Origin of the sequence: Burkholderia mayonis (genome assembly GCF_001523745.2) — a bacterium.
GTDB lineage: Bacteria > Pseudomonadota > Gammaproteobacteria > Burkholderiales > Burkholderiaceae > Burkholderia > Burkholderia mayonis.
The window spans coordinates 3417167-3436605 of the sequence record NZ_CP013386.1 but is presented as its reverse complement, the minus strand read 5'-3'; the positions used below and the strand labels follow the sequence as shown (position 1 = coordinate 3436605).

Sequence of the window (19439 nt, the reverse complement as noted above, 5' to 3'; positions counted from 1 at the left end):
CGGCGGCTTGCCGCGATGGCCCGTGCGTTGCGTCGCGCGCTTACTGCGGCTGCGGCGCCGAAGCGGGCTTCGCTGCCGATGCCGGCTTGGCCGCCGAAGCGGGCTTCGGCGCAGCCTTCGATGCGGCCTTCGGCGCCGACGCGCCAGCCGCCTTGTCGGCCGCGCCCTTCGACGCGCTTTCGGCGACGAGCATCTTCGACTGCTCAACCGGCTTGCCTTCGAGCTTGTTGAGCGCCTGCTGCATCATGAAATCGTCGGCGCTGCCGAATTCGATCGGCTTGCGTTCGCGATCCTTCTGACGCTGCTCGGGCGTCTTCTTGTCGTTCTGCTCTTCGAGAATGCGCAACTGCTCCATCCGGCGCTGCTCGCGGTCCTCGAGTTCCTTCTTCTCGTTCGGATCCTGCGTGTTCGCGAGGTGGTTCGTGTAGTCGACCTCGCGCGTGACGAGCACGTCGTCCGGATCGCCGTCCGCGTACTGGTCGACCGGAATGTCGGGCAGGATGCCCTTGTTCTGGATCGAGCGGCCGCTCGGCGTGTAGTAGTACGCGGTCGTCAGGCGCAGCGCGGTGTCCGCCGTCATCGGCCGGACCGTCTGCACCGAGCCCTTGCCGAACGTCGCCTTGCCCATGATGACCGCGCGATGCGCGTCCTGCAGCGCGCCCGCGACGATCTCCGACGCCGACGCCGAATACGCGTTCGTCAGCACTACCATCGGCACGGTCTTGAAGACGGGCGGCAGACTCTTCAGCGGGTCGGAATCGAACGACGGCAGCCGGTAGTTCTCGTAGTTGTCGCGATAGATCTGCTTCGAATCGGGGATCTGGCCGTTCGTCGACACGACGACGGAATCCGGCGGCAGGAACGCGCCCGCGACGCCGACGGCGCTCTGCAGCAGGCCGCCGCCGTTGTTGCGCAGATCGAGGATCAGGCCCTTCAGGTTCGGCTGCTGGCGCGCGATGTCCTGCAGCTTTGCGGCGAGATCGGGCGTCGTGCGTTCCTGAAAGCTCGTGACGCGGATGTACGCGTAGCCCGGATCGAGCAGCTTCATCTTCACGCTCTGCACGCGGATCACCGCGCGCGTGACCGTGACGGGGAACGTGCGGTCGTCGCTCTTGCGGAAGATCGTCAGCGTGACCTTCGTGCCGGGTTCGCCGCGCATCTGCTTGACCGCCTTGTCGAGCGTCATGCCGCGCACCGGGCGATCATTGATGCGGGTGATCAGGTCGCCCGGACGGATGCCGGCGCGGAATGCTGGCGTGTCTTCGATCGGCGAGATCACCTTGACGAGGCCGTCTTCCTGCGAGATTTCGATGCCGAGTCCGGCGAAGCGGCCCTTCGTCTGCTCCTGCAGTTCCTGGTAATCGGTCTTGTCGAGATACGACGAGTGCGGGTCGAGGCTCGACACCATGCCCTTGATCGCCGCGGTCAGCAGTTTCTTGTCGTCGACGGGCTCGACGTATTCGCGCTTGATCTGCCCGAACACTTCGGCGAAAAGCCGCAACTGGTCGAGCGGCAGCGGCGCTGCGGCCGTCGTGACGGCCTGCTGGGCCGACGCGGAGATTTGCAGCGTCGCGAAGACGCCGGTCGCGAGGCCCGCGGCAATCAGGCCGATGTTCTTCAATTTCATACGCATAGAGTCTGGTGCGATCGGAAAGCGCGTGGCTGTCGCGGGAGCAACGGGACGGTCATAGGACGGTCAAGTATAACTGTTCGTCCGGATGCCTTGTGGATTGGGGCGAAACGGGGAACGCCAGCAGGATTCCGACAACGCCGCGCGAAACAGGTTCGCGCGGCGCGTGCGTGCGGGGGGTTACGCCGCGGTTGCCTTGCCCTGTTGCGCGACGGCGGCCTGCGCCTGCGCGATCGCGTCCTGGTCGCCGAGGTAGTAGTGCCGGATGGGCTTCAGGCTCTCGTCGAGCTCGTAGACGAGCGGCACGCCGTTCGGGATGTTCAGGCCGACGATGTCCGCATCGGAGATGCCGTCGAGATACTTGATCAGCGCGCGCAGCGAGTTGCCGTGCGCGGCGATCAGCACCTGCTTGCCGGCCTTCACCGCCGGCGCGATCGATTCGTTCCACAGCGGCAGCACGCGCGCGACCGTGTCCTTCAGGCATTCGGTGAGCGGCAGCTGCTCGCGCGGCACCTTCGCGTAGCGCGGATCGTCGTACGGCGCGCGCTCGTCGGTCGGCTCGAGCGCCGGCGGCGGCGTGTCGTAGCTGCGGCGCCAGACCAGCACCTGCTCGTCGCCGTACTTCGCGGCCGTTTCCGTCTTGTTGAGGCCCGACAGCGCGCCGTAGTGGCGCTCGTTCAGCCGCCACGAGTGGACGACGGGCACGTACATCAGATCCATCTGGTCCTGCACATGCCAGAGCGTGCGGATTGCGCGCTTCAGCACCGACGTGTACGCGATGTCGAACGCGTAGCCGGCTTCCTTCAGGAGCTGGCCGGCTTGCTGGGCTTCGCGGTTGCCTTGTTCGGTCAGGTCGACGTCGACCCAGCCGGTGAAGCGGTTTTCCTTGTTCCAGGTCGATTCGCCGTGGCGGATGAGAACGAGCTTGTACATAGATGCTTGCGGTCGGTAGTGAGGAAGCGGTAAGCGCGGATGCGGACCCGGCTCCGGGGCGACATCGCGTCAGACGGTTATTTTATAATGGCAAGATTGCCCTTTCCGATTTCTCTTTTTCGGCGGATTCTCCGTGACGTTTTTCACCGATTACACGAACCTCGCGCTCATCGCGATCCTGGTGGTTTCCGGCGGTCTCCTCGCATGGCCCGCGCTGCGGCGCGGAGGCGGCGGCCTGTCGGCCGCGGAGGCGACCCAACTGATCAACCGCCGCAACGCGATCGTCGTCGATCTGCGCCCGGCGGCCGAGTACGGCGCGGGCCATCTGCCGTCCGCGCGCTCCGTCGAGTTCGGCGAGCTGCAGGCGAAGGCCGGCCAGCTCGCGAAGAACAAGGGCACGCCCGTGCTGCTCGTGTGCCAGAACGGTCAGCAGTCGCAAAAGGCGCGCAAGATCGTCGAGGACGCAGGCTACCAGGACGTCCACGTGCTGCAGGGCGGCCTCAGCGCGTGGCAGCAAGCCGGCATGCCGGTCGTCAAATAAGGAGTGGCGAAGTGAACAAAGTGGTCATGTACAGCACGCAGGTGTGCCCGTATTGCATCCAGGCCGAGCGGCTGCTCAAGCTGCGCGGCGTCGAGCACGTCGAGAAAGTGCTGATCGACAAGGAGCCGGAGCGTCGCGCCGAAATGATGGAGCGCACCGGCCGCCGCACCGTGCCGCAGATTTACATCGGCGACATGCACGTCGGCGGCTACGACGACCTGTCGAAGCTCGACCGCGAAGGCGGCCTGAAGCCGCTCCTCGAAGCCGCCTGACCAGGCGCAAGCAACCGCTCCGCCACCGCCTTGCGGACGGCGCGCGGTCCAAGCACGATTACACCGGGCGTGCCGGAGGGTTCCGGCCGCCGCGAAATCATTTTTAGGGAGCCACCATGTCCGACGTAGAAAACCAACCATTCTTCAACATCCAGCGCATCTACCTGAAGGATCTGTCGCTCGAGCAGCCGAATTCGCCTGCGATCTTCCTCGAACAGGAGATGCCGGCCGTTGAAGTCGAAGTCGACGTGAAGGCCGAGCGACTTGCCGACACCGTGTACGAGATCGTCGTCGCGGGCACCGTCACCGCGAAGGTGCACGAGAAGGTCGCGTTCCTCGTCGAAGCGAAGCAGGCGGGCATCTTCGATATCCGCAACATCCCGGCCGAGCAGATCGACCCGCTCTGCGGCATCGCATGCCCGACGATTCTGTTCCCGTACCTGCGCTCGAACATCGCCGATTCGATCACGCGTGCAGGCTTCCCGCCGATCCATCTCGCCGAGATCAACTTCCAGGCGCTCTACGAGCAGCGTCTCGCGGAAATTTCGCAACAACAGCAAGGCGGCGCGCCGAACGGCACGACGCTGAACTGAGCGCGAACGACGATCGGTGCTGAGCATGAAAGTCGCTGTTCTCGGCGCTGGCGCGTGGGGCACCGCGCTCGCGGCGCATCTCGCCGCGCGGCACGACACGCTGCTGTGGGCGCGCGACGCCGCGCTCGTCGCCGAGCTCGCGGCGCGGCGCGAGAACGTCCGCTACCTGGATGGCGTCGCGCTGCCGCCGGCGCTGCGCTACGAGGCCGATCTCGCGACGGCGGTGTCGCACGCGCAAGCGGACGACGCGCTTTGTGTGATCGCCGCGCCCGTGGCCGGGCTGCGTGCGCTGTGCCGCGCGATGCGCGATGCGGGCTGCGTACCCGCGCACTTCGTCTGGGTCTGCAAGGGCTTCGAGGCGGACACGCGGCTGCTGCCGCATCAGATGGTCGGCGAGGAGCTGCCGGATCACGCCAGCTACGGCGTGCTGTCCGGGCCGAGCTTCGCGCGCGAAGTCGCGCAGGGGCTGCCTGTCGCGTTGACGGTCGCGAGCGCGTCGGCCGCGTGCCGCGAGCGCACGCTCGCCGCGTTCCATCACGGCGCGATGCGCATCTACACCGGTGACGATGTCGTCGGCGTCGAGGTCGGCGGCGCGGTGAAGAACGTGCTCGCGATCGCGACGGGCATCGCCGACGGCCTCGGCCTCGGGCTCAACGCGCGCGCGGCGCTCATCACCCGTGGGCTGGCGGAGATGTCGCGCCTGGGCGTCGCGCTCGGCGGCCGCGCGGAGACGTTCACCGGCCTCACGGGCCTGGGCGACCTGATCCTCACGGCGACGGGCGATCTGTCGCGCAACCGGACCGTCGGTCTGCAACTCGCCGCCGGCCGTTCGCTCGACGATATTCTGGCCGCGCTCGGCCATGTGGCCGAAGGCGTGCGGTGCGCGCATGCGGTGCTGTCGATCGCGCGCGAGCGCGGGGTCGACATGCCGATTACCGAAGCGGTGTGCGCGGTGCTGTTCGACGGCGTCGCGCCGCGCGACGCGGTGAGCGGCCTGCTGCGCAGGGATGCGAAGGCCGAATAGGCTCCGACGAGCCGAATCGAACCCAACCAAGCGAGACAAGCGAAATCGGGCGCGCGGCATTGCGCGCACCGGTTTCGTGCGTCTGTGCGCACGGGCCGGGCGAGCGTACGCTGTGCGTATCGCGATCAATTCGATGGAGGACGTCATGCCGAGCATCGGTTCGACGTCGGTCGAGGCGCGCGTCGTCGACATCACGACGCTCGCGCTCGACGCAATCGTCAATGCGGCCAACGAGTCGCTGCTGGGCGGCGGCGGCGTGGACGGCGCGATCCATCGCGCAGCGGGGCCCGAGCTCGTCAAGGAATGCGCGACGCTCGGCGGCTGCGCGACGGGCGACGCAAAGCTCACGCGCGGCTACCGGCTGCCCGCGAAGTTCGTGATCCACGCGGTCGGCCCGGTATGGCACGGCGGCGGGCGCGGCGAGCCCGAACTGCTCACGTCGTGCTACCGGCGCTCGCTCGAGGTGGCGGCCGACGCCGGTTGCGTGTCGCTTGCGTTTCCCGCGATCAGTTGCGGCGTGTATCGCTTCCCGTCCGACGATGCGACTGCGATCGCGGTGCGCACGGTGGTCGACGCGTTGGCCGGCGCGAAATTCGAGCGCATCGTGTTCGCGTGCTTTTCCGACGCGATGCTCGAGCTCTATCGCGCGGAGCTTGCGCGGTTTTGACGGGGGCGTCGAGCGCTGTCATCGACGTAGTACACAAAGACGAAGTCGCGGCCTTCTTCGTTCCCGCCGTCTCGCCGTCGATCCGTTACGGAGCGGCCCGCTGCGGCGTGAACGATCCCGGCCCGTTCGCCTTGCCGGATTCACTTTCGCCGGCGACCGGCAGCGACACAGGCAGCGCGACATTCGGCGCAGCTTTTCGCCGTGGTCCCGATCGCTCGAATCGATCCGCTCAATGCCCCGCGCGCTTCTCAAGCCCCGCCTTCGAACCCCGCCTGCCGCCACGCCTCGAACACGACCACCGCGACCGTATTCGACAGATTGAGGCTGCGATTGCCCGGCCGCATCGGCAGCCGCACGCGCTGCTCGGACGGAAAGCGCTCGACGAGCTCGGGCGCGAGCCCGCGCGTTTCCGCGCCGAACACGAACCAGTCGCCCGGCACGAACGCGCGATCGTGAAAGCGTCCCGAGCCGCGCGTCGTGAACGCGAACATGCGCGCGGGATCGGGCGCCTCGGCGGCGATGAACGCATCCCAATCGCGATGGACGCGCATCTGCGCATATTCGTGATAGTCGAGTCCAGCGCGGCGCATCCTCGCGTCGTCGAGCGGGAAGCCGAGCGGCTCGATCAGATGCAGCCGCGCGCCCGTGTTGGCGCATAGCCGGATCACGTTGCCGGTGTTCGGCGGAATTTCGGGCTCGACGAGAACGACGTTGAACATGATTCGATTCGATCGGTGAAAAGCGTGTGAACGCGTGTGGGTGGCGCGATGCGGCGCGCCGTCAATCCTTCGCGGTGCGCAGCGCGACGAAGTTCGTCACGCGTCGCGCGCCCGCTTCCTTCAGTTTGCGCGCGAGCGCGTCGAGCGTCGCGCCCGACGTCATCACGTCGTCGACGACCCCGACGTGCAGGCCCGCGACCGGGCGCGCGATCTCGAACGCCGCCGCGACGTTCGCGCGCCGCGCATCGAACGCGAGCCGCGATTGCGGCGCGGTGTCGGCCACGCGCGCGGCGAGCGTCGCGTCGGCGCGCACCTTCAGCACACGCGCGAGCGGCCGCGCGATCGTCCACGCCTGGTTATAGCCGCGCTCGACGAGCCGGCGCCGCGCGAGCGGCACGGGCGCGATTACGTCGATCGGCGGCGCGCCGTCGAGCGCGTCCGCCGCGAGCCGCGCGAGGCGCTCGCCGAATTCGCGGCCGAGCGCGAGTTGCGCGCGGAACTTCAGGTCGATCGCGAGGCTGTCGAGCGGCGCGCGGTAATCGGCGAGCGCGAGCGTCGCGTCGAACGGCGGCGGCGACTCGGCGCATGCGCCGCAACGGTAGCGCATCGCGCCGCCCGGTCCGCGCGCGCCGGGCAGCGGCAACGCGCAGCGCGGGCAGCGCAGCCGCGCCTCATTCCAATATGCGCGGTCACAACAGTCGCAAATTGTCCGATGTGACAAATTGCCGCACAGTGCGCAGCGGTTCGGCAGCGCAACAGCGGAAAAACGTGCCAGGGCAATGCCCAAGCGCGCCGCCGCCGCCCGTATGCCGCATCGCAATACGACGGGATTCGCCATGGTCCGGCTCCTGCAACGGGCCGCTTCGCTGAATGGCGCGAAGCGAGCGAGTATACTTCGGGCTCTTCGCCAGTGTGCCCGACATGTCCCCAGCTCCCGTAGAAACCAGCCGTCCGGCCTATGATTCACGGCGCTTGCAGCGAATCTTCGACCGCCGCGCCGCCGCGTTCGACGCCGTGTCGTTCCTGCCGCGCGAAATCGCGCAGCGGATGCGCGAGCGCCTCGACTACATCAAGGTGAATCCGGCGGGCGTGCTCGATGCGGGCTGCGGCACGGGCGACGATCTGCCGTTGCTGCGCGCGCGCTTCCCGGAAGCGCCCGTGTTCGGCGTCGACGTGTCGCGCGGGATGCTCGTGCGCGCGGCCGCGCGCGACACCGCCGAGACGAGCTGGCGCCGGTTCCTGCCGGCGACGCTGTCGAAGGCGCTCGGCCATCGCGGGCCGCGCGTCGCGCAAGCCGATTTCTCCGCGTTGCCGTTCGCGAGCGACGCGTTCGATCTCCTCTGGTCCAACTTCGCGCTGCACTGGCACGCGCGTCCCGATCTCGTGTTCCCTGAATGGCATCGCGTGCTGCGCGTCGACGGGCTGCTGATGTTCAGCACGCTCGGCCCCGACACGCTGCGCGAGCTGCGCGCCGCATGCGCGGAGGCGGCCGCCGCGGCGGGCGGCGCGCCCGCTGCCGCCCGCGTGATCGATTTCGTCGACATGCACGATCTCGGCGACATGCTCGCCGAGAGCGGCTTCGAGATTCCGGTGATGGACCAGGAGACGCTGACCGTCACCTACAAGTCGCCCGATTCGCTGCTTGCGGACGTGCGCCGCCTGGGCGCGTATCCGTTCGGGCGCGACGCGTCGGGACATGCGTCGCGCCGCCTGCGCGCGGCGCTCCACGATGCGCTCGAAGCGCGCAGGCGCGACGACGGCACGATTCCGCTGACGTTCGAAGTGATCTACGGACACGCATGGAAGGCGGCGCCGCGCATGACTGCGGAAGGCTTCAGCATCGTGCGCGTGCAGGACATCGGCAGAGGGCGGCCGAAGCGTTCGTGACGCGGTAAAGCGGGGTTTCGTTATGCCGGGAATCAACGGCCGCGGGAGGCTGGAAAAAGCCTCCTAAAATGGCCGGAAAGCTTGTCGCGCTTGGCTTGCCGGGCGATGGCCGTTTGCTTGTGGATGACTTTGAACCCGCCTATAATGCGACAGTTTGTCGTCCTGGGGGTCCTCACAATACAGGACGGCCGCCCGATGAGGGCGAGCATCAGACGCCATTCGCGAGAGGCAGCGATGGAAGCAGCGAACGGTTTGCATGACGCCGAACCGGTCCTCGCGGACTGGCTGATGAAGCGCAACTGTTCGGTGTCGCCGCGTCAATTCGTGGCGTTCTACGTTTCGCTCGCGGCGTTTTCGCTGTCGATCGCAGTCCTGTTGTCGTGGCGCGGAGCCTGGCTCGTGCTGCCTTTCACCGGGGTCGAGTTGCTGGCGGTGGGTGTCGCGTTCGCAGTCTATGCGCGCCATGCGGTCGATTACGAACGCATCCGGCTGTATCCTCACCGGCTCGTCATCGAGCGGATGAGCGCGGAGCGGCTGACGCAGCTCGAATTGAACCCGCGCTGGGTGCGGGTCGAGCCGGGTGCGTCGCCGCGCGATCCCATCAAGTTGGTGTCGCGCGGAGAGGCCGTCGTGGTCGGGCAGCACCTCGCGCAATACCGGCGCGCGCAGTTCGCGCGCGAGCTGCGCGCGTCGCTGTCGCGCTGCGGCTGAACGGGGTGGTCGGCGTGAAGCGGGCGGCCAGCGACGGGGGAGGGTTTGAATGGAAATTTTGGGTAAGGAAGCTATGAAAACAATCAAGCGAGCCCTCACGGGCGTGCTGGCATGCAGCGGGTTGCTCTTGTCCGGCGCCGCTCTGGCGGTCGGCGACAGCCCGGGCGGCCCCCGCGTCAACGAGATCAATCTCCAGCCGCCCGTGACGAAGATCGCCGAGGAGCTCTACGACCTCCACACGATGATGCTGATCCTCTGCACGGTGATCTTCGTCGGCGTGTTCGGCGTGATGTTCTATTCGATCTTCGCGCACCGTAAGTCGAAAGGCCACAAGGCCGCCAATTTCCACGAAAGCACCACCGTCGAAATCATCTGGACGATCGTGCCGTTCATCATCGTCGTGTTGATGGCGCTGCCCGCCACGAAGGCCGTCGTCGCGATGAAGGACACGACGAACGCCGATCTCACGGTCAAGGTCACCGGCTACCAATGGAAGTGGGGCTACGACTACGTGAAGGGGCCGGGCGAAGGCATCAGCTTCCTGTCGACGCTGTCGACGCCGCGCAGTGAAGTCAACGGTCAGCAGCCGATCAGCGACACCTATCTGCAGGAAGTCGATCACCCGCTCGTCGTGCCGGTCAACAAGAAGATCCGCATCATCACGACCGCGAACGACGTCGTCCACTCGTGGTACGTCCCGGCGTTCGGCGTCAAGCAGGACGCGATCCCGGGCTTCGTCCGCGATACCTGGTTCAAGGCGGAGAAGACGGGCACCTACCGCGGCTTCTGCACGGAGCTCTGCGGCAAGGAGCACGCGTACATGCCGGTCGTCGTCGAAGTGCTGTCGGACGACGACTACGCGAAGTGGGTGAACACGCAGAAGGCGAAGCTCGCAGCCGGCGCGGTCGATCCGAACAAGGTGTATACGCGCGCCGAACTGATGGCGCACGGCGAAGAGGTTTACAAGGCGAACTGCGCGGTGTGCCACCAGCCGAACGGCAAGGGCGTCGGCGCTTTCCCGGCGCTCGACGGCGGCAAGATCGTCAACGGCCCGATCGCCGGCCACCTCGAGCAGGTGCTGAAGGGCAAGGGCGCGATGCCGTCGTGGGCGTCGCTGTCGGATCTCGACATCGCGTCGGTGATCACGTACGAACGCAATTCGTGGGGCAACCACAAGGGCGACTCGCTGCAGCCGAAGCAGGTGGCCGACGCACGCAACGGCAAGCTGCCGGAAGACGCCGCGCAACAGGCGGGCGACACGGCGGCGCCGGCGGCGGAAGCCTCGGGCGCGGCCGCGCAGGCTCAGGCACAGGCGCTGCCGGCGGAAATCTATTTCGAGACGGGCAAGAGCGAACTGCCGGCCGACGCGAAGGACGCGATCGCCGCAGCGGCTGAATACGTGAAGGCGCATCCGGACGCGAAGCTCGCGCTGTCGGGCTTCACCGACAAGACGGGCCCGGCCGACGCGAACGCCGAACTGGCCAAGCGCCGCGCACAAGCGGTGCGCGATGCGCTGAAGGCCGCGGGCATCGCGCAAGAGCGCATCATTCTGAAGAAGCCGGAAACGATCACGGGCGGGGCTGACGCGAAGGAAGCCCGGCGGGTCGAGATCGGGCCGGCGGCTTGACGTGTCGCTGTGTTTGTCGACGTATTCGCATTAGGAGATTCTCATGTCTAGCATCGGGCACGACGTAGCCGCGGGCCACGCGCACGACGACCACGCGCACGAAACCCCGCACGGCTGGCGGCGCTGGCTGTTCGCCACCAACCACAAGGACATCGGTACGCTGTACCTGCTGTTCTCGTTCATCATGTTCCTGTCGGGCGGGGTGATGGCGCTCGCGATTCGCGCCGAGCTGTTCGAACCGGGCCTGCAGATCATGCGGCCGGAGTTCTTCAACCAGCTGACGACGATGCACGGCCTCATCATGGTGTTCGGCGCGATCATGCCGGCCTTCGTCGGTTTCGCGAACTGGATGATTCCGCTGCAGATCGGCGCGTCGGACATGGCGTTCGCGCGGATGAACAACTTCAGCTTCTGGCTGCTGCCCGTCGCGGCGGTGCTCCTCGTCGGCTCGTTCTTTGCGCCGGGCGGCGCGACGGCCGCCGGCTGGACGCTGTATGCGCCGCTTTCGACGCAGATGGGCCCGGGCATGGATTTCGCGATCTTCGCGGTGCACATCATGGGCGCGTCGTCGATCATGGGCGGGATCAACATCGTCGTGACGGTGCTCAACATGCGCGCGCCGGGCATGACGCTGATGAAGATGCCGATGTTCGCGTGGACGTGGCTCATCACCGCTTACCTGCTGATCGCGGTAATGCCGGTTCTGGCGGGCGCGATCACGATGGTGCTGTTCGACCGTCACTTCGGCACGTCGTTCTTCAACGCGGCAGGCGGCGGCGATCCTGTGATGTACCAGCACATCTTCTGGTTCTTCGGGCACCCCGAGGTGTACATCATGATTCTGCCGGCGTTCGGGATCGTGTCGCAGGTGATCCCGGCGTTCTCGCGCAAGCCGCTGTTCGGCTATAGCTCGATGGTGTACGCGACGGCGTCGATCGCGATCCTGTCGTTCATGGTCTGGGCGCACCATATGTTCGCGACCGGCATGCCGGTCACGGGCCAGCTCTTCTTCATGTACGCGACGATGCTGATTGCGGTGCCGACGGGCGTGAAGGTGTTCAACTGGACGGCCACGATGTGGCGCGGCTCGCTGACGTTCGAGACGCCGATGCTGTTCGCGATCGGCTTCCTGTTTGTGTTCACGATGGGCGGCTTCACGGGCCTGATGCTCGCGATGGCGCCGCTCGACATCCAGTACCACGGCACGTACTTCGTCGTCGCGCACTTCCACTACGTGCTCGTCGCGGGCTCGCTGTTCGCTCTCTTCGCCGGGTGGTACTACTGGGCGCCGAAGTGGACGGGCTGGATGTACAACGAGACGCGCGGGAAGATCCACTTCTGGTCGTCGATGATCTTCTTCAACATCACGTTCTTCCCGATGCACTTCGTCGGGCTCGCGGGCATGCCGCGACGCTATGCGGACTACCCGGCGCAGTTCACTGACTTCAACCAGCTCGCGACGATCGGCGCATTCGGCTTCGGCCTCGCGCAGGTGTACTTCCTGTTCGCGGTCGTGCTGCCCGCGTATCGCGGCGGCGGCGAGCTCGAGCGGGCTTCCGACAAGCCGTGGGACGGCGCGACGGGCCTCGAGTGGACGGTGCCGAGCCCGGCTCCGTTCCACACGTTCGAGCATCCGCCGACGGTCGAGTAACGGTTTGCCTATTTTCGCCGCCCGCGTCGTGCGACGCGGGCGGCGGAGTCCCAATCGAAAAAATATCGCATGACCCGGAATTCACAAAAAAGACGAACGCCCGACGAGATTCGCGCGGGCAACAAGCGGCTGCTTTTGATCCTGCTCATCGTCGTCGCCGTTTTCTTTGTGGGTGCCGTCGTCCGGCAGTGGATTGCGTCCACGTCCTGACGCAGTATTGAGGAAGGCCTGATGTCGAAGTCCGAGGCGAACGTCGATCGCGCGTTCAACCGGTCGATGCTCGTGAAGCTCGTCGTCGTGGCGGGGCTGATGTTCGGCTTTGGCTTCGCGTTGGTGCCGATGTACCGCGCGATCTGCCAGATCACCGGCATCAACAACTTGCTGCAGCGCGACGTCAGCGAGCGCGAGGCGAAGAACACGCAGATCGATTACACCCGGACGGTGTCGATCGAGCTCGACGCGAACGCGCGCGGACCGCTCGGCTTCAAGCCGAAGCGCAACAGCATCGACGTGCATCCGGGCGAGTTGACGACGGTCGTCTACGAAGTGACGAACGGGCAGGGCAGAACGGTGGTCGCGCAGGCAATCCCGAGCTACGCGCCGAAGCAGGCCACCGAGTTCTTCAAGAAGATCGAATGTTTCTGCTTCACGCAACAGACGCTCGCGGCGAACGAGACGCGCGATATGCCGGTCGTGTTCGTGATCGATCCGAAGCTGCCGAAGGACGTGAAGACGATCACGCTGTCGTACACGTTTTTCGAGTTGAATACGCCGGCGCCCGCTGCGCGTGGCGCCGCGGGGCAGACGGGCGGCGCCGCGGCGAAGCCCGCCGCCTGACACAGGGGAGGGCGACAATGACGAGCGGATCGGGTAACAAGAGTACGTTCTTGCAGACGATGAAGGCGGTCCTGTGGTCGTTCTTCGGCGTGCGCAAGCGGCGCGATCTCGAAGCGGACGCGACGCAGCTCAACCCGCTGCACGTGCTGATCGCCGCGTTGATCGGGGCGGCGCTCTTCGTCGGCGTGCTGATCCTGATCGTGCGCGCGGTGGTGGGGTAGCGGATTCGGATTTGGCGGGCGCGCGGCTTCGCGAGTCCGCAAGCAGAAGGTGAGGCGGCGCCGCGTGCGCCGCGAGAGAGAAATAAGCCGGATCGTTCCGGAACAAATTGGACTGAAGTGGAGAATCAAGCATGACCGGTCAAAACGAGAGCCCGTACTATTTCGTGCCGCATCCGTCGCAGCACCCGATCAGCGCGGCCGTCGGCCTGCTGGTCATGCTCGGCTCGTTTGCGCTGTGGGTCAACGGCGAGCCGTGGGCGCCCTACACGGCGCTCGTCGGGCTGCTGTGGCTTCTGTTCGTGCTGTATCACTGGTTCGGCGACGCGATCGCCGAGTCCGAAAGCGGGATGTACGGCAAGCGCGTCGACAAGTCGTATCGCTGGAGCATGAGCTGGTTCATCTTCTCCGAAGTGATGTTCTTCGGCGCGTTCTTCGGCGCACTGTTCTATGCGCGTGAAATCGCGATGCATCAGCTCGGCAGCCTCGACTACAAGCTGATCTGGCCGGACTTTTCCGCCGTGTGGCCGAACGAAGGCCCGGGCGCGCTCGTCGGCCACTTCAAGACGATGGGCCCGTGGCCGATCCCGACCCTCAACACCGCGCTGCTGCTGTCGTCGGGCGCGACGTTGACGGTGTCGCACCACGCGCTGCGCGACGATCACCGCACGAAAGCGATCGCATGGCTCGCCGCGACGCTCGTGCTCGGTATCTGCTTCCTGTTCCTGCAGGGCTTCGAGTATTTCCACGCGTACAACGAGCTGAACCTGACGCTCGGCTCCGGCGTGTACGGCTCGACGTTCTTCCTGCTGACGGGCTTCCACGGCTTCCACGTGTTCCTGGGCGGCACGATGCTCGCGGTGGTGCTGGCGCGGATGATCCGCGGCCACTTCAAGCCGGATCACCACTTCGCATTCGAAGGCGCCGCGTGGTACTGGCACTTCGTCGACGTCGTCTGGCTGGGCCTGTACGTCGTCGTCTACTGGCTGTAACAACGAAAACGGCCCGCGCAGCGATGCGCGGGCCGTTTGCTTGGTTCGTCGGCGCCGCGATGTGCGCCGAAGGGCCGCAGGCCGACCGGTGCGCCGCCCCGACTTCGTCGGGCGGCGTTTTTGCTTAAATGGATCGTGTTCGTGCGGCGTTATGCCGCATCAGCGGCCGATCGGAATGCCGGTCGAATGGATCCAGCCCATCCAGTTCGCGAACAGGATGAACAGGAACAGCGAGATCGACAGGCCGACTCGCATCGCGAGCGACCAGACCATCCGCTTCGTATGGCCCCGGTCGTGCATCATGAAATACAGCGCCGACACCATGCTGGCGATGATGAGTACGAAGGCGATCGGAACGAGAATGTGCATGAAGCTAACCGGAAACCGGCAATTAGAGGAAGAAAAAAACATTATCTCACTTCGGTCGGGCAGTCGTCGCCCCCAGGGAGCGGCGCGATGAGGATTCGCTGGCTGCCCGCGCTGCTGATTCTCGCGGTGATCGCGGTGACGGTGCGGCTCGGTTTCTGGCAGCGCGACCGCGCGCATCAGAAGGAGGCGCTCGAATCGCAGATCACGCGCTACGAGCACGCGAGTCCCTTCGACGTGCCGCGCGAGCCCGTCGCGCTGAAGGACATCGAGTTCCACCGCGTGCGCGCGGTTGGCCGCTTCATGCCGGAGCTCGCGGTGTTCCTCGACAACCGGCCGTACAACGATCAGCCGGGCTTTTATGTCGTGATGCCGCTGAAGCTCGCGAACGGCGGCTACGTGCTCGTGAACCGCGGATGGCTGCCGCGCAATTTCGCCGACCGCACCGCGATTGAGCCGTTCGCGACGCCGGCGGGCGACGTGACGATCGAGGGCATCGCGCGCGGCAGCGCGTCGCGCGCGTTCGAGCTCGGCGAAGGCGGCTCGGCCGCGCATCAGAAGATCCGGCAGAATCTCGACGCCGCCGCGTACGCGCAGGAAACCGGCCTGCCGCTGCAGCCGTTCGTGATTCAGCAGACGAGCGACGGCGGCGACAAGCTCGTGCGCGACTGGCCCGCGCCGACGACGGGCGTCGAGCGCAACTACGGTTACATGTTCCAATGGTGGGGCATGGCGGCGGCTGCCGCCGGCTTCGGTCTGTATGCCGCGCGGCGCGCGGCGAAAAAGCAGTCCGGCGACGCGTGACGGCGGCGCCGGTCCGTCGCGCTGCGACGCGCGACGTCCATCGTTTCAAGAGGTTTCTTTGGTGATGCAATTTTCCCGTCCGACGGAGCCGCAGGGCGGCCGGCAAGCGGAACCCGCGCAGCGCGGTTCATGGAAGCGCGGCCGCTGGGTGCTGCTCGCGCTCGCGCTCGTCTGCGCGGCGCCCGTGATCGCGTCGTATTTCACGTATTACGTGATCAAGCCGCGCGGCGGCGCGACCAACTACGGCACGCTGATCGAGCCGCAGCGGCCGATTCCGCCCGATCTGAACGTCGTCGACGAAGCGGGCAAGACGGTGCCGCTCGCGTCGCTGCGCGGCGTGTGGCTGTTCGTGATGGAAGACGGCGGCGCGTGCAACGACGTGTGCGCGAAGAAGCTCTATTTCATGCGCCAGGTGCGCGCGACGCAGGCGGGCGAGCGGCAACGGATCACGATGGTGTGGCTGAAGAGCGACGCGGCGAACGTGCCGGCCGCGATCGCGGACGCATATCCGGACACGGTCAAGCTGCGCGCCGATCCGGCCGCCGTCGCCGCATGGCTGCCGGCCGACGCGGGCACGCAGGTCGCCGATCACATCTATCTCGTCGATCCGAACGGCAATTTGATGATGCGTTTCCCGAAGAATCCGGATCCGAGCAAGATCAAGAAGGACGTGACGAAGCTCCTCAAGTGGTCGAGCATCGGTTGAGCGCCGGCTGCGACCGGCGATAGAGGGTAAGAGAGAAACACGGATGTATCTACTGCAACTCGGCCTGATCGGCCTCTGCATCGCGCTGCTGCCGCTGTCGTACGTGTGGGTGAAGGCGGACGACGACAAGTTCCGCAAGCTCGTCTGGATCACGACGTTCCTGACGCTCGATCTCGTGATGTTCGGCGGCTTCACGCGCCTGACCGATTCCGGTCTCGGCTGCCCGGACTGGCCGGGCTGCTACGGCACGTCGTCGCCGTTCGTCGCGCACGCGGCGATCACCGCCGCGCATCAGGCGATGCCGACGGGCCCCGTCAGTATGACGAAGGCGTGGATCGAGATGATCCACCGCTATTTCGCGATGGCGATCGGCGTGCTGATCATCGCGCAGACCGTGATCGCGTGGGCCGCGCGGCTGCGCCGCCGGCCGCTCCACGTATCGCCGTGGTGGCCGACGAGCCTGCTGCTGCTGATTCTCGTGCAGGGCGCGTTCGGCGCGTGGACCGTGACGATGAAGCTGCAGCCGGTGATCGTGACGATCCATCTGCTGCTCGGCCTCACGCTGCTCGGCACGCTCGGCTGGCTCGCCGCGCGCCAGACGCCGCTGCCCGCATACGAGCCCGAGGTCGGCCGCTATCGCGCGGCGGCGCTCGCCGCGCTCGTCCTGCTCGTCGCGCAGATCGCGCTCGGCGGCTGGGTCAGCACGAATTACGCAGTGCTCGCGTGCACCGACTTCCCGACCTGCAACGGCGCGTGGATTCCGCCGATGGACTTTCGCAACGGCTTCCACCTGTGGCGCGCGCTCGGCATGACGAACGACGGCGACGCGATCACGCAGGACGCGCTCGTCGCGATCCACTGGACGCACCGGACGTTCGCGTTCGTCGTCGTCGCGTACCTGGTCGCGTTCGCGCTGAAGATGCGCCGCTTCGCGTCGTTGCGGCGCCCGGCGAACGGCGTGCTCGTCGTCGTCGTGCTGCAATTCGTCACGGGTTTGACGAATATCGTGTTGCAGTGGCCTTTGCCGGTCGCGGTCGCGCATAACGGGGGGGCCGCGATCCTGCTCCTCCTCGTCGTCATGCTAAACTTTCGCATCCTTTCAAGCCGTCCCGGCCGCGCCGCGCAACCCGCGCGCGACGCCGCGCCCGCGTGACGTTGACCGTACATGGACACCACACTTTCCCAAACGCCCGGTAGCCGCCTCTCCCAGTATCTGGCGCTGACGAAGCCTCGCGTCACGCAGCTCGCCGTGTTCTGCGCGGTGATCGGGATGTTCCTCGCGACGCCGGGGATGGTGCCGTGGACCGTGCTGCTCGGCGGCACGATCGGCATCTGGCTGCTGGCGGGCGCCGCGTTTGCGATCAATTGCCTTGTCGAGCAGAAGATCGACGCAATGATGCGGCGCACCGCGTGGCGGCCGTCCGCGCGCGGCGAGATCACGACCGCGCAGATCCTCGTGTTCTCGACCGTACTGGGCGGCCTCGGCGCCTGGACGCTCTACACGTTCACGAATCCGCTGACGATGTGGCTGACGATCGCGACGTTCGTCGGCTACGCGGTGATCTACACGCTGCTGCTCAAGCCGATGACGCCGCAGAACATCGTGATCGGCGGCGCGTCGGGCGCGATGCCGCCCGCGCTCGGCTGGGCGGCCGTCACGGGCGCGGTGCCGGGCGACGCGTGGATTCTCGTGCTGATCATCTTCGTCTGGACGCCGCCGCACTTCTGGGTGCTCGCGCTGTACCGCCGCAAGGACTACGAGAACGCGGGCCTGCCGATGCTGCCCGTCACGCATGGCGAGAAGTTCACGCGGCTGCACATCCTGCTGTACACGGTGATCCTGTTCGCGGTCACGATGATGCCGTTCATTTCCGGCATGAGCGGGGCCGTCTACCTGACGAGCGCCGTGCTGCTCGGCGCGATCTTCCTCGCGTACGCGTGGAAGATCTATCGCGATTATTCGGACGCGCTCGCGCGCAAGGCGTTCCGCTATTCGATCGTCTATCTGTCGCTGCTGTTCGCCGCGCTTTTGGTCGATCACTACGCACGTCCCGTGATCGGGATGTAACTCCAACGGTTCGACTGCGATGCTCAAATCCCTGTTCGCACGCCGCCGCGCGCAGCGCGGCTGGCTGTTCGCCTGCATGCTCGCGGGCGCATTGTCGATCGCGGGCTGCAACAAGCAGCCGGCGTTCCAGAATCTCGACATCACCGGCAACTCGCAATTCGCGAGCGACTTCGCGCTGCCGGACACGACGGGCAAGATCCGCACGCTCGGCGAATTCAAGGGCAAGGCGGTCGTCGTGTTCTTCGGCTACACGCACTGCCCGGACGTGTGTCCGACGACGATGGCGGAGCTGTCGCAGGCGCTGCAGCAGCTCGGCCCGGACGGCAAGCGTGTGCAGGTGCTGTTCGTCACCGTCGATCCGGAGCGCGATACCGCGGCGCTCCTCGGCCAGTACGTGCCCGCGTTCAATCCGGCCTTCATCGGCCTGCGGCCCGCCGACGAGGCGCAGCTGAAGAAGGTGACGAAGGATTTCCGCGTCTATTACGCGAAGGTGCCGGGCAAGACGCCCGACAGCTACACGATGGACCACACCGCTGCGAGCTACGTGTTCGATCCGAACGGCAAGCTGCGCCTCTTCGTGCGCGACGGCCAGGGGCCGGGGCCGTGGGTCCACGACCTGAAGCTGCTGCTCGACTGATAGCGAAACGTGTGGCCGCGCGGCCGCACGTCGGCGCGACATGCACCCCGAAGCGTCGGACGCCGGTCCGGCCTTCGGGGTGTTTTTCATGACGATGGCGGAAATCGCGGCGCGGCGATCGCGGCAATCGCCGCGGACAACGGCGTTTTGCCGCAAGCAGCCGGTTTTGCCGTCCCGTCAGTCGATCCCGCCTTCGCGATTCTCCCTTTCTTTTCCCGAACTCGCGCGCCGCTTACGGCAGCGCCGGCAGATTGACGCCCGGCGCGACGCGCGTCGTCTTGAATTCGGTCACCGTGTACGTGACGAGGCCGTCGGTGACGAACGGGTCGGTTTCGAGGATCGCATCCAGCGCGTCGCGATCGATCCGCACGGCGAGGATCACGCCGCCGTCGCGCGGCACCTTCGGCCCGCACGCGACGAACACGCCGGCGTCGAGATGGCGTTGCAGATACGCGCGGTGGCGTTCGAGCGCGTCGTCGATGCGCTCGAGCGGCGCGGTGTAGCGGATGTCGATCACGTACATGGAGGCCTCGTCGGAAAGCGGACCGCGACGCCC

24 protein-coding genes are annotated in these 19439 nt (G+C 66.5%); 18 read left to right on the top strand and 6 right to left on the bottom strand.

The window, feature by feature from the left end:
• Positions 1-40: 40 nt before the first annotated feature.
• Positions 41-1633: a S41 family peptidase gene (locus tag WS70_RS16540; protein WP_059471832.1), complete on the bottom strand. Its 1593-nt coding sequence runs from the start codon at positions 1631-1633 to the stop codon at positions 41-43.
• Between the two features lie 177 nt (positions 1634-1810).
• Positions 1811-2563: a 2,3-diphosphoglycerate-dependent phosphoglycerate mutase gene (gpmA, locus tag WS70_RS16535; RefSeq protein WP_059471831.1), complete on the bottom strand. Its 753-nt coding sequence runs from the start codon at positions 2561-2563 to the stop codon at positions 1811-1813.
• A gap of 133 nt (positions 2564-2696) precedes the next feature.
• On the opposite strand from gpmA, the gene WS70_RS16530 reads away from it, so the two are divergent.
• The 5 genes from WS70_RS16530 (at position 2697) to WS70_RS16510 (ending at position 5660) form a co-directional block, all read left to right on the top strand.
• The gene (locus WS70_RS16530) at positions 2697-3104 is read left to right on the top strand and encodes a rhodanese-like domain-containing protein (protein WP_010101426.1); all 408 of its coding nucleotides are present in this window, start codon (positions 2697-2699) and stop codon (positions 3102-3104) included.
• An 11-nt stretch (positions 3105-3115) separates the two neighbouring features.
• Complete coding sequence (gene grxC, locus WS70_RS16525; RefSeq protein WP_059471830.1) at positions 3116-3376, top strand: glutaredoxin 3; 261 nt, start codon at positions 3116-3118, stop codon at positions 3374-3376.
• Between the two features lie 116 nt (positions 3377-3492).
• Positions 3493-3969, top strand: coding sequence for a protein-export chaperone SecB (gene secB, locus WS70_RS16520; protein WP_059471829.1), 477 nt, complete (start codon positions 3493-3495; stop codon positions 3967-3969).
• 25 nt (positions 3970-3994) lie between these two features.
• Positions 3995-4993 (top strand): NAD(P)H-dependent glycerol-3-phosphate dehydrogenase, encoded by a 999-nt coding sequence (locus WS70_RS16515; protein ID WP_059596794.1) that lies wholly within the window; start codon positions 3995-3997, stop codon positions 4991-4993.
• 145 nt (positions 4994-5138) lie between these two features.
• Positions 5139-5660: an O-acetyl-ADP-ribose deacetylase gene (locus WS70_RS16510; RefSeq protein ID WP_059471980.1), complete on the top strand. Its 522-nt coding sequence runs from the start codon at positions 5139-5141 to the stop codon at positions 5658-5660.
• A gap of 248 nt (positions 5661-5908) precedes the next feature.
• Here the strand turns inward: WS70_RS16510 and trmL are convergent, their stop codons facing one another.
• Complete coding sequence (trmL, locus tag WS70_RS16505; protein ID WP_059471827.1) at positions 5909-6379, bottom strand: tRNA (uridine(34)/cytosine(34)/5-carboxymethylaminomethyluridine(34)-2'-O)-methyltransferase TrmL; 471 nt, start codon at positions 6377-6379, stop codon at positions 5909-5911.
• 61 nt (positions 6380-6440) lie between these two features.
• The gene (locus WS70_RS16500) at positions 6441-7217 is read right to left on the bottom strand and encodes a ComF family protein (protein ID WP_059471826.1); all 777 of its coding nucleotides are present in this window, start codon (positions 7215-7217) and stop codon (positions 6441-6443) included.
• An 83-nt stretch (positions 7218-7300) separates the two neighbouring features.
• On the opposite strand from WS70_RS16500, the gene WS70_RS16495 reads away from it, so the two are divergent.
• The 8 genes from WS70_RS16495 (at position 7301) to WS70_RS16460 (ending at position 14302) form a co-directional block, all read left to right on the top strand.
• Positions 7301-8266 carry a methyltransferase domain-containing protein gene (locus WS70_RS16495; protein ID WP_059471825.1) on the top strand — a complete coding sequence of 322 codons (966 nt, stop codon included), beginning with the start codon at positions 7301-7303 and terminating at the stop codon, positions 8264-8266.
• A 234-nt stretch (positions 8267-8500) separates the two neighbouring features.
• Positions 8501-8977: a DUF2244 domain-containing protein gene (locus WS70_RS16490; RefSeq protein WP_059596793.1), complete on the top strand. Its 477-nt coding sequence runs from the start codon at positions 8501-8503 to the stop codon at positions 8975-8977.
• A gap of 49 nt (positions 8978-9026) precedes the next feature.
• Complete coding sequence (gene coxB / locus WS70_RS16485; protein WP_059596792.1) at positions 9027-10604, top strand: cytochrome c oxidase subunit II; 1578 nt, start codon at positions 9027-9029, stop codon at positions 10602-10604.
• A gap of 43 nt (positions 10605-10647) precedes the next feature.
• Positions 10648-12255: a cytochrome c oxidase subunit I gene (gene ctaD / locus WS70_RS16480; protein WP_006024427.1), complete on the top strand. Its 1608-nt coding sequence runs from the start codon at positions 10648-10650 to the stop codon at positions 12253-12255.
• 69 nt (positions 12256-12324) lie between these two features.
• Entirely contained in the window at positions 12325-12465 is a 141-nt protein-coding gene (locus WS70_RS32415) for a cytochrome oxidase small assembly protein (protein ID WP_004550920.1), read from the top strand.
• 21 nt (positions 12466-12486) lie between these two features.
• A complete protein-coding gene (locus tag WS70_RS16470) occupies positions 12487-13092 on the top strand; it encodes a cytochrome c oxidase assembly protein (protein WP_059471822.1) in 606 nt (201 codons plus the stop codon).
• Positions 13093-13109: 17 nt separating this feature from the next.
• A complete protein-coding gene (locus WS70_RS16465) occupies positions 13110-13313 on the top strand; it encodes a DUF2970 domain-containing protein (RefSeq protein WP_059471821.1) in 204 nt (67 codons plus the stop codon).
• A gap of 131 nt (positions 13314-13444) precedes the next feature.
• The gene (locus tag WS70_RS16460; RefSeq protein WP_059471820.1) at positions 13445-14302 is read left to right on the top strand and encodes a cytochrome c oxidase subunit 3; all 858 of its coding nucleotides are present in this window, start codon (positions 13445-13447) and stop codon (positions 14300-14302) included.
• Between the two features lie 159 nt (positions 14303-14461).
• Here the strand turns inward: WS70_RS16460 and WS70_RS16455 are convergent, their stop codons facing one another.
• Positions 14462-14671, bottom strand: a complete 210-nt coding sequence (locus tag WS70_RS16455; protein WP_004200193.1) for a twin transmembrane helix small protein — start codon at positions 14669-14671, stop codon at positions 14462-14464.
• Between the two features lie 87 nt (positions 14672-14758).
• Between WS70_RS16455 and WS70_RS16450 the strand changes: the two genes are divergently transcribed.
• The 5 genes from WS70_RS16450 to WS70_RS16430 all read left to right on the top strand — a co-directional run bounded on the left by WS70_RS16450 (position 14759) and on the right by WS70_RS16430 (position 18883).
• The gene (locus tag WS70_RS16450) at positions 14759-15472 is read left to right on the top strand and encodes an SURF1 family protein (protein WP_059471819.1); all 714 of its coding nucleotides are present in this window, start codon (positions 14759-14761) and stop codon (positions 15470-15472) included.
• Positions 15473-15536: 64 nt separating this feature from the next.
• Complete coding sequence (locus WS70_RS16445; RefSeq protein WP_059471818.1) at positions 15537-16178, top strand: SCO family protein; 642 nt, start codon at positions 15537-15539, stop codon at positions 16176-16178.
• Positions 16179-16221: 43 nt separating this feature from the next.
• The gene (locus WS70_RS16440) at positions 16222-17331 is read left to right on the top strand and encodes a COX15/CtaA family protein (protein WP_059596791.1); all 1110 of its coding nucleotides are present in this window, start codon (positions 16222-16224) and stop codon (positions 17329-17331) included.
• Positions 17332-17343: 12 nt separating this feature from the next.
• A complete protein-coding gene (gene cyoE, locus WS70_RS16435) occupies positions 17344-18246 on the top strand; it encodes a heme o synthase (protein ID WP_059596790.1) in 903 nt (300 codons plus the stop codon).
• Between the two features lie 19 nt (positions 18247-18265).
• A complete protein-coding gene (locus WS70_RS16430; RefSeq protein WP_059471815.1) occupies positions 18266-18883 on the top strand; it encodes an SCO family protein in 618 nt (205 codons plus the stop codon).
• Between the two features lie 232 nt (positions 18884-19115).
• On the opposite strand, the gene WS70_RS16425 is transcribed toward WS70_RS16430, so the two are convergent.
• Positions 19116-19406 carry a YciI family protein gene (locus tag WS70_RS16425; RefSeq protein WP_059596789.1) on the bottom strand — a complete coding sequence of 97 codons (291 nt, stop codon included), beginning with the start codon at positions 19404-19406 and terminating at the stop codon, positions 19116-19118.
• Positions 19407-19439 lie beyond the last annotated feature (33 nt).

Bases quoted from the DNA above. Each gene is read 5' to 3' on its own strand.
- WS70_RS16540 (WP_059471832.1), bottom strand. From the start codon at position 1,633: ATGCGTATGAAATTGAAGAACATCGGCCTGATTGCCGCGGGCCTCGCG.
- gpmA (WP_059471831.1), bottom strand. From the start codon at position 2,563: ATGTACAAGCTCGTTCTCATCCGCCACGGCGAATCGACCTGGAACAAG.
- secB (WP_059471829.1), top strand. From the start codon at position 3,493: ATGTCCGACGTAGAAAACCAACCATTCTTCAACATCCAGCGCATCTAC.
- WS70_RS16515 (WP_059596794.1), top strand. From the start codon at position 3,995: ATGAAAGTCGCTGTTCTCGGCGCTGGCGCGTGGGGCACCGCGCTCGCG.
- WS70_RS16510 (WP_059471980.1), top strand. From the start codon at position 5,139: ATGCCGAGCATCGGTTCGACGTCGGTCGAGGCGCGCGTCGTCGACATC.
- trmL (WP_059471827.1), bottom strand. From the start codon at position 6,379: ATGTTCAACGTCGTTCTCGTCGAGCCCGAAATTCCGCCGAACACCGGC.
- WS70_RS16500 (WP_059471826.1), bottom strand. From the start codon at position 7,217: ATGGCGAATCCCGTCGTATTGCGATGCGGCATACGGGCGGCGGCGGCG.
- WS70_RS16495 (WP_059471825.1), top strand. From the start codon at position 7,301: ATGTCCCCAGCTCCCGTAGAAACCAGCCGTCCGGCCTATGATTCACGG.
- WS70_RS16490 (WP_059596793.1), top strand. From the start codon at position 8,501: ATGGAAGCAGCGAACGGTTTGCATGACGCCGAACCGGTCCTCGCGGAC.
- coxB (WP_059596792.1), top strand. From the start codon at position 9,027: ATGGAAATTTTGGGTAAGGAAGCTATGAAAACAATCAAGCGAGCCCTC.
- ctaD (WP_006024427.1), top strand. From the start codon at position 10,648: ATGTCTAGCATCGGGCACGACGTAGCCGCGGGCCACGCGCACGACGAC.
- WS70_RS32415 (WP_004550920.1), top strand. From the start codon at position 12,325: ATGACCCGGAATTCACAAAAAAGACGAACGCCCGACGAGATTCGCGCG.
- WS70_RS16470 (WP_059471822.1), top strand. From the start codon at position 12,487: ATGTCGAAGTCCGAGGCGAACGTCGATCGCGCGTTCAACCGGTCGATG.
- WS70_RS16465 (WP_059471821.1), top strand. From the start codon at position 13,110: ATGACGAGCGGATCGGGTAACAAGAGTACGTTCTTGCAGACGATGAAG.
- WS70_RS16460 (WP_059471820.1), top strand. From the start codon at position 13,445: ATGACCGGTCAAAACGAGAGCCCGTACTATTTCGTGCCGCATCCGTCG.
- WS70_RS16455 (WP_004200193.1), bottom strand. From the start codon at position 14,671: ATGCACATTCTCGTTCCGATCGCCTTCGTACTCATCATCGCCAGCATG.
- WS70_RS16450 (WP_059471819.1), top strand. From the start codon at position 14,759: ATGAGGATTCGCTGGCTGCCCGCGCTGCTGATTCTCGCGGTGATCGCG.
- WS70_RS16445 (WP_059471818.1), top strand. From the start codon at position 15,537: ATGCAATTTTCCCGTCCGACGGAGCCGCAGGGCGGCCGGCAAGCGGAA.
- WS70_RS16440 (WP_059596791.1), top strand. From the start codon at position 16,222: ATGTATCTACTGCAACTCGGCCTGATCGGCCTCTGCATCGCGCTGCTG.
- cyoE (WP_059596790.1), top strand. From the start codon at position 17,344: ATGGACACCACACTTTCCCAAACGCCCGGTAGCCGCCTCTCCCAGTAT.
- WS70_RS16430 (WP_059471815.1), top strand. From the start codon at position 18,266: ATGCTCAAATCCCTGTTCGCACGCCGCCGCGCGCAGCGCGGCTGGCTG.
- WS70_RS16425 (WP_059596789.1), bottom strand. From the start codon at position 19,406: ATGTACGTGATCGACATCCGCTACACCGCGCCGCTCGAGCGCATCGAC.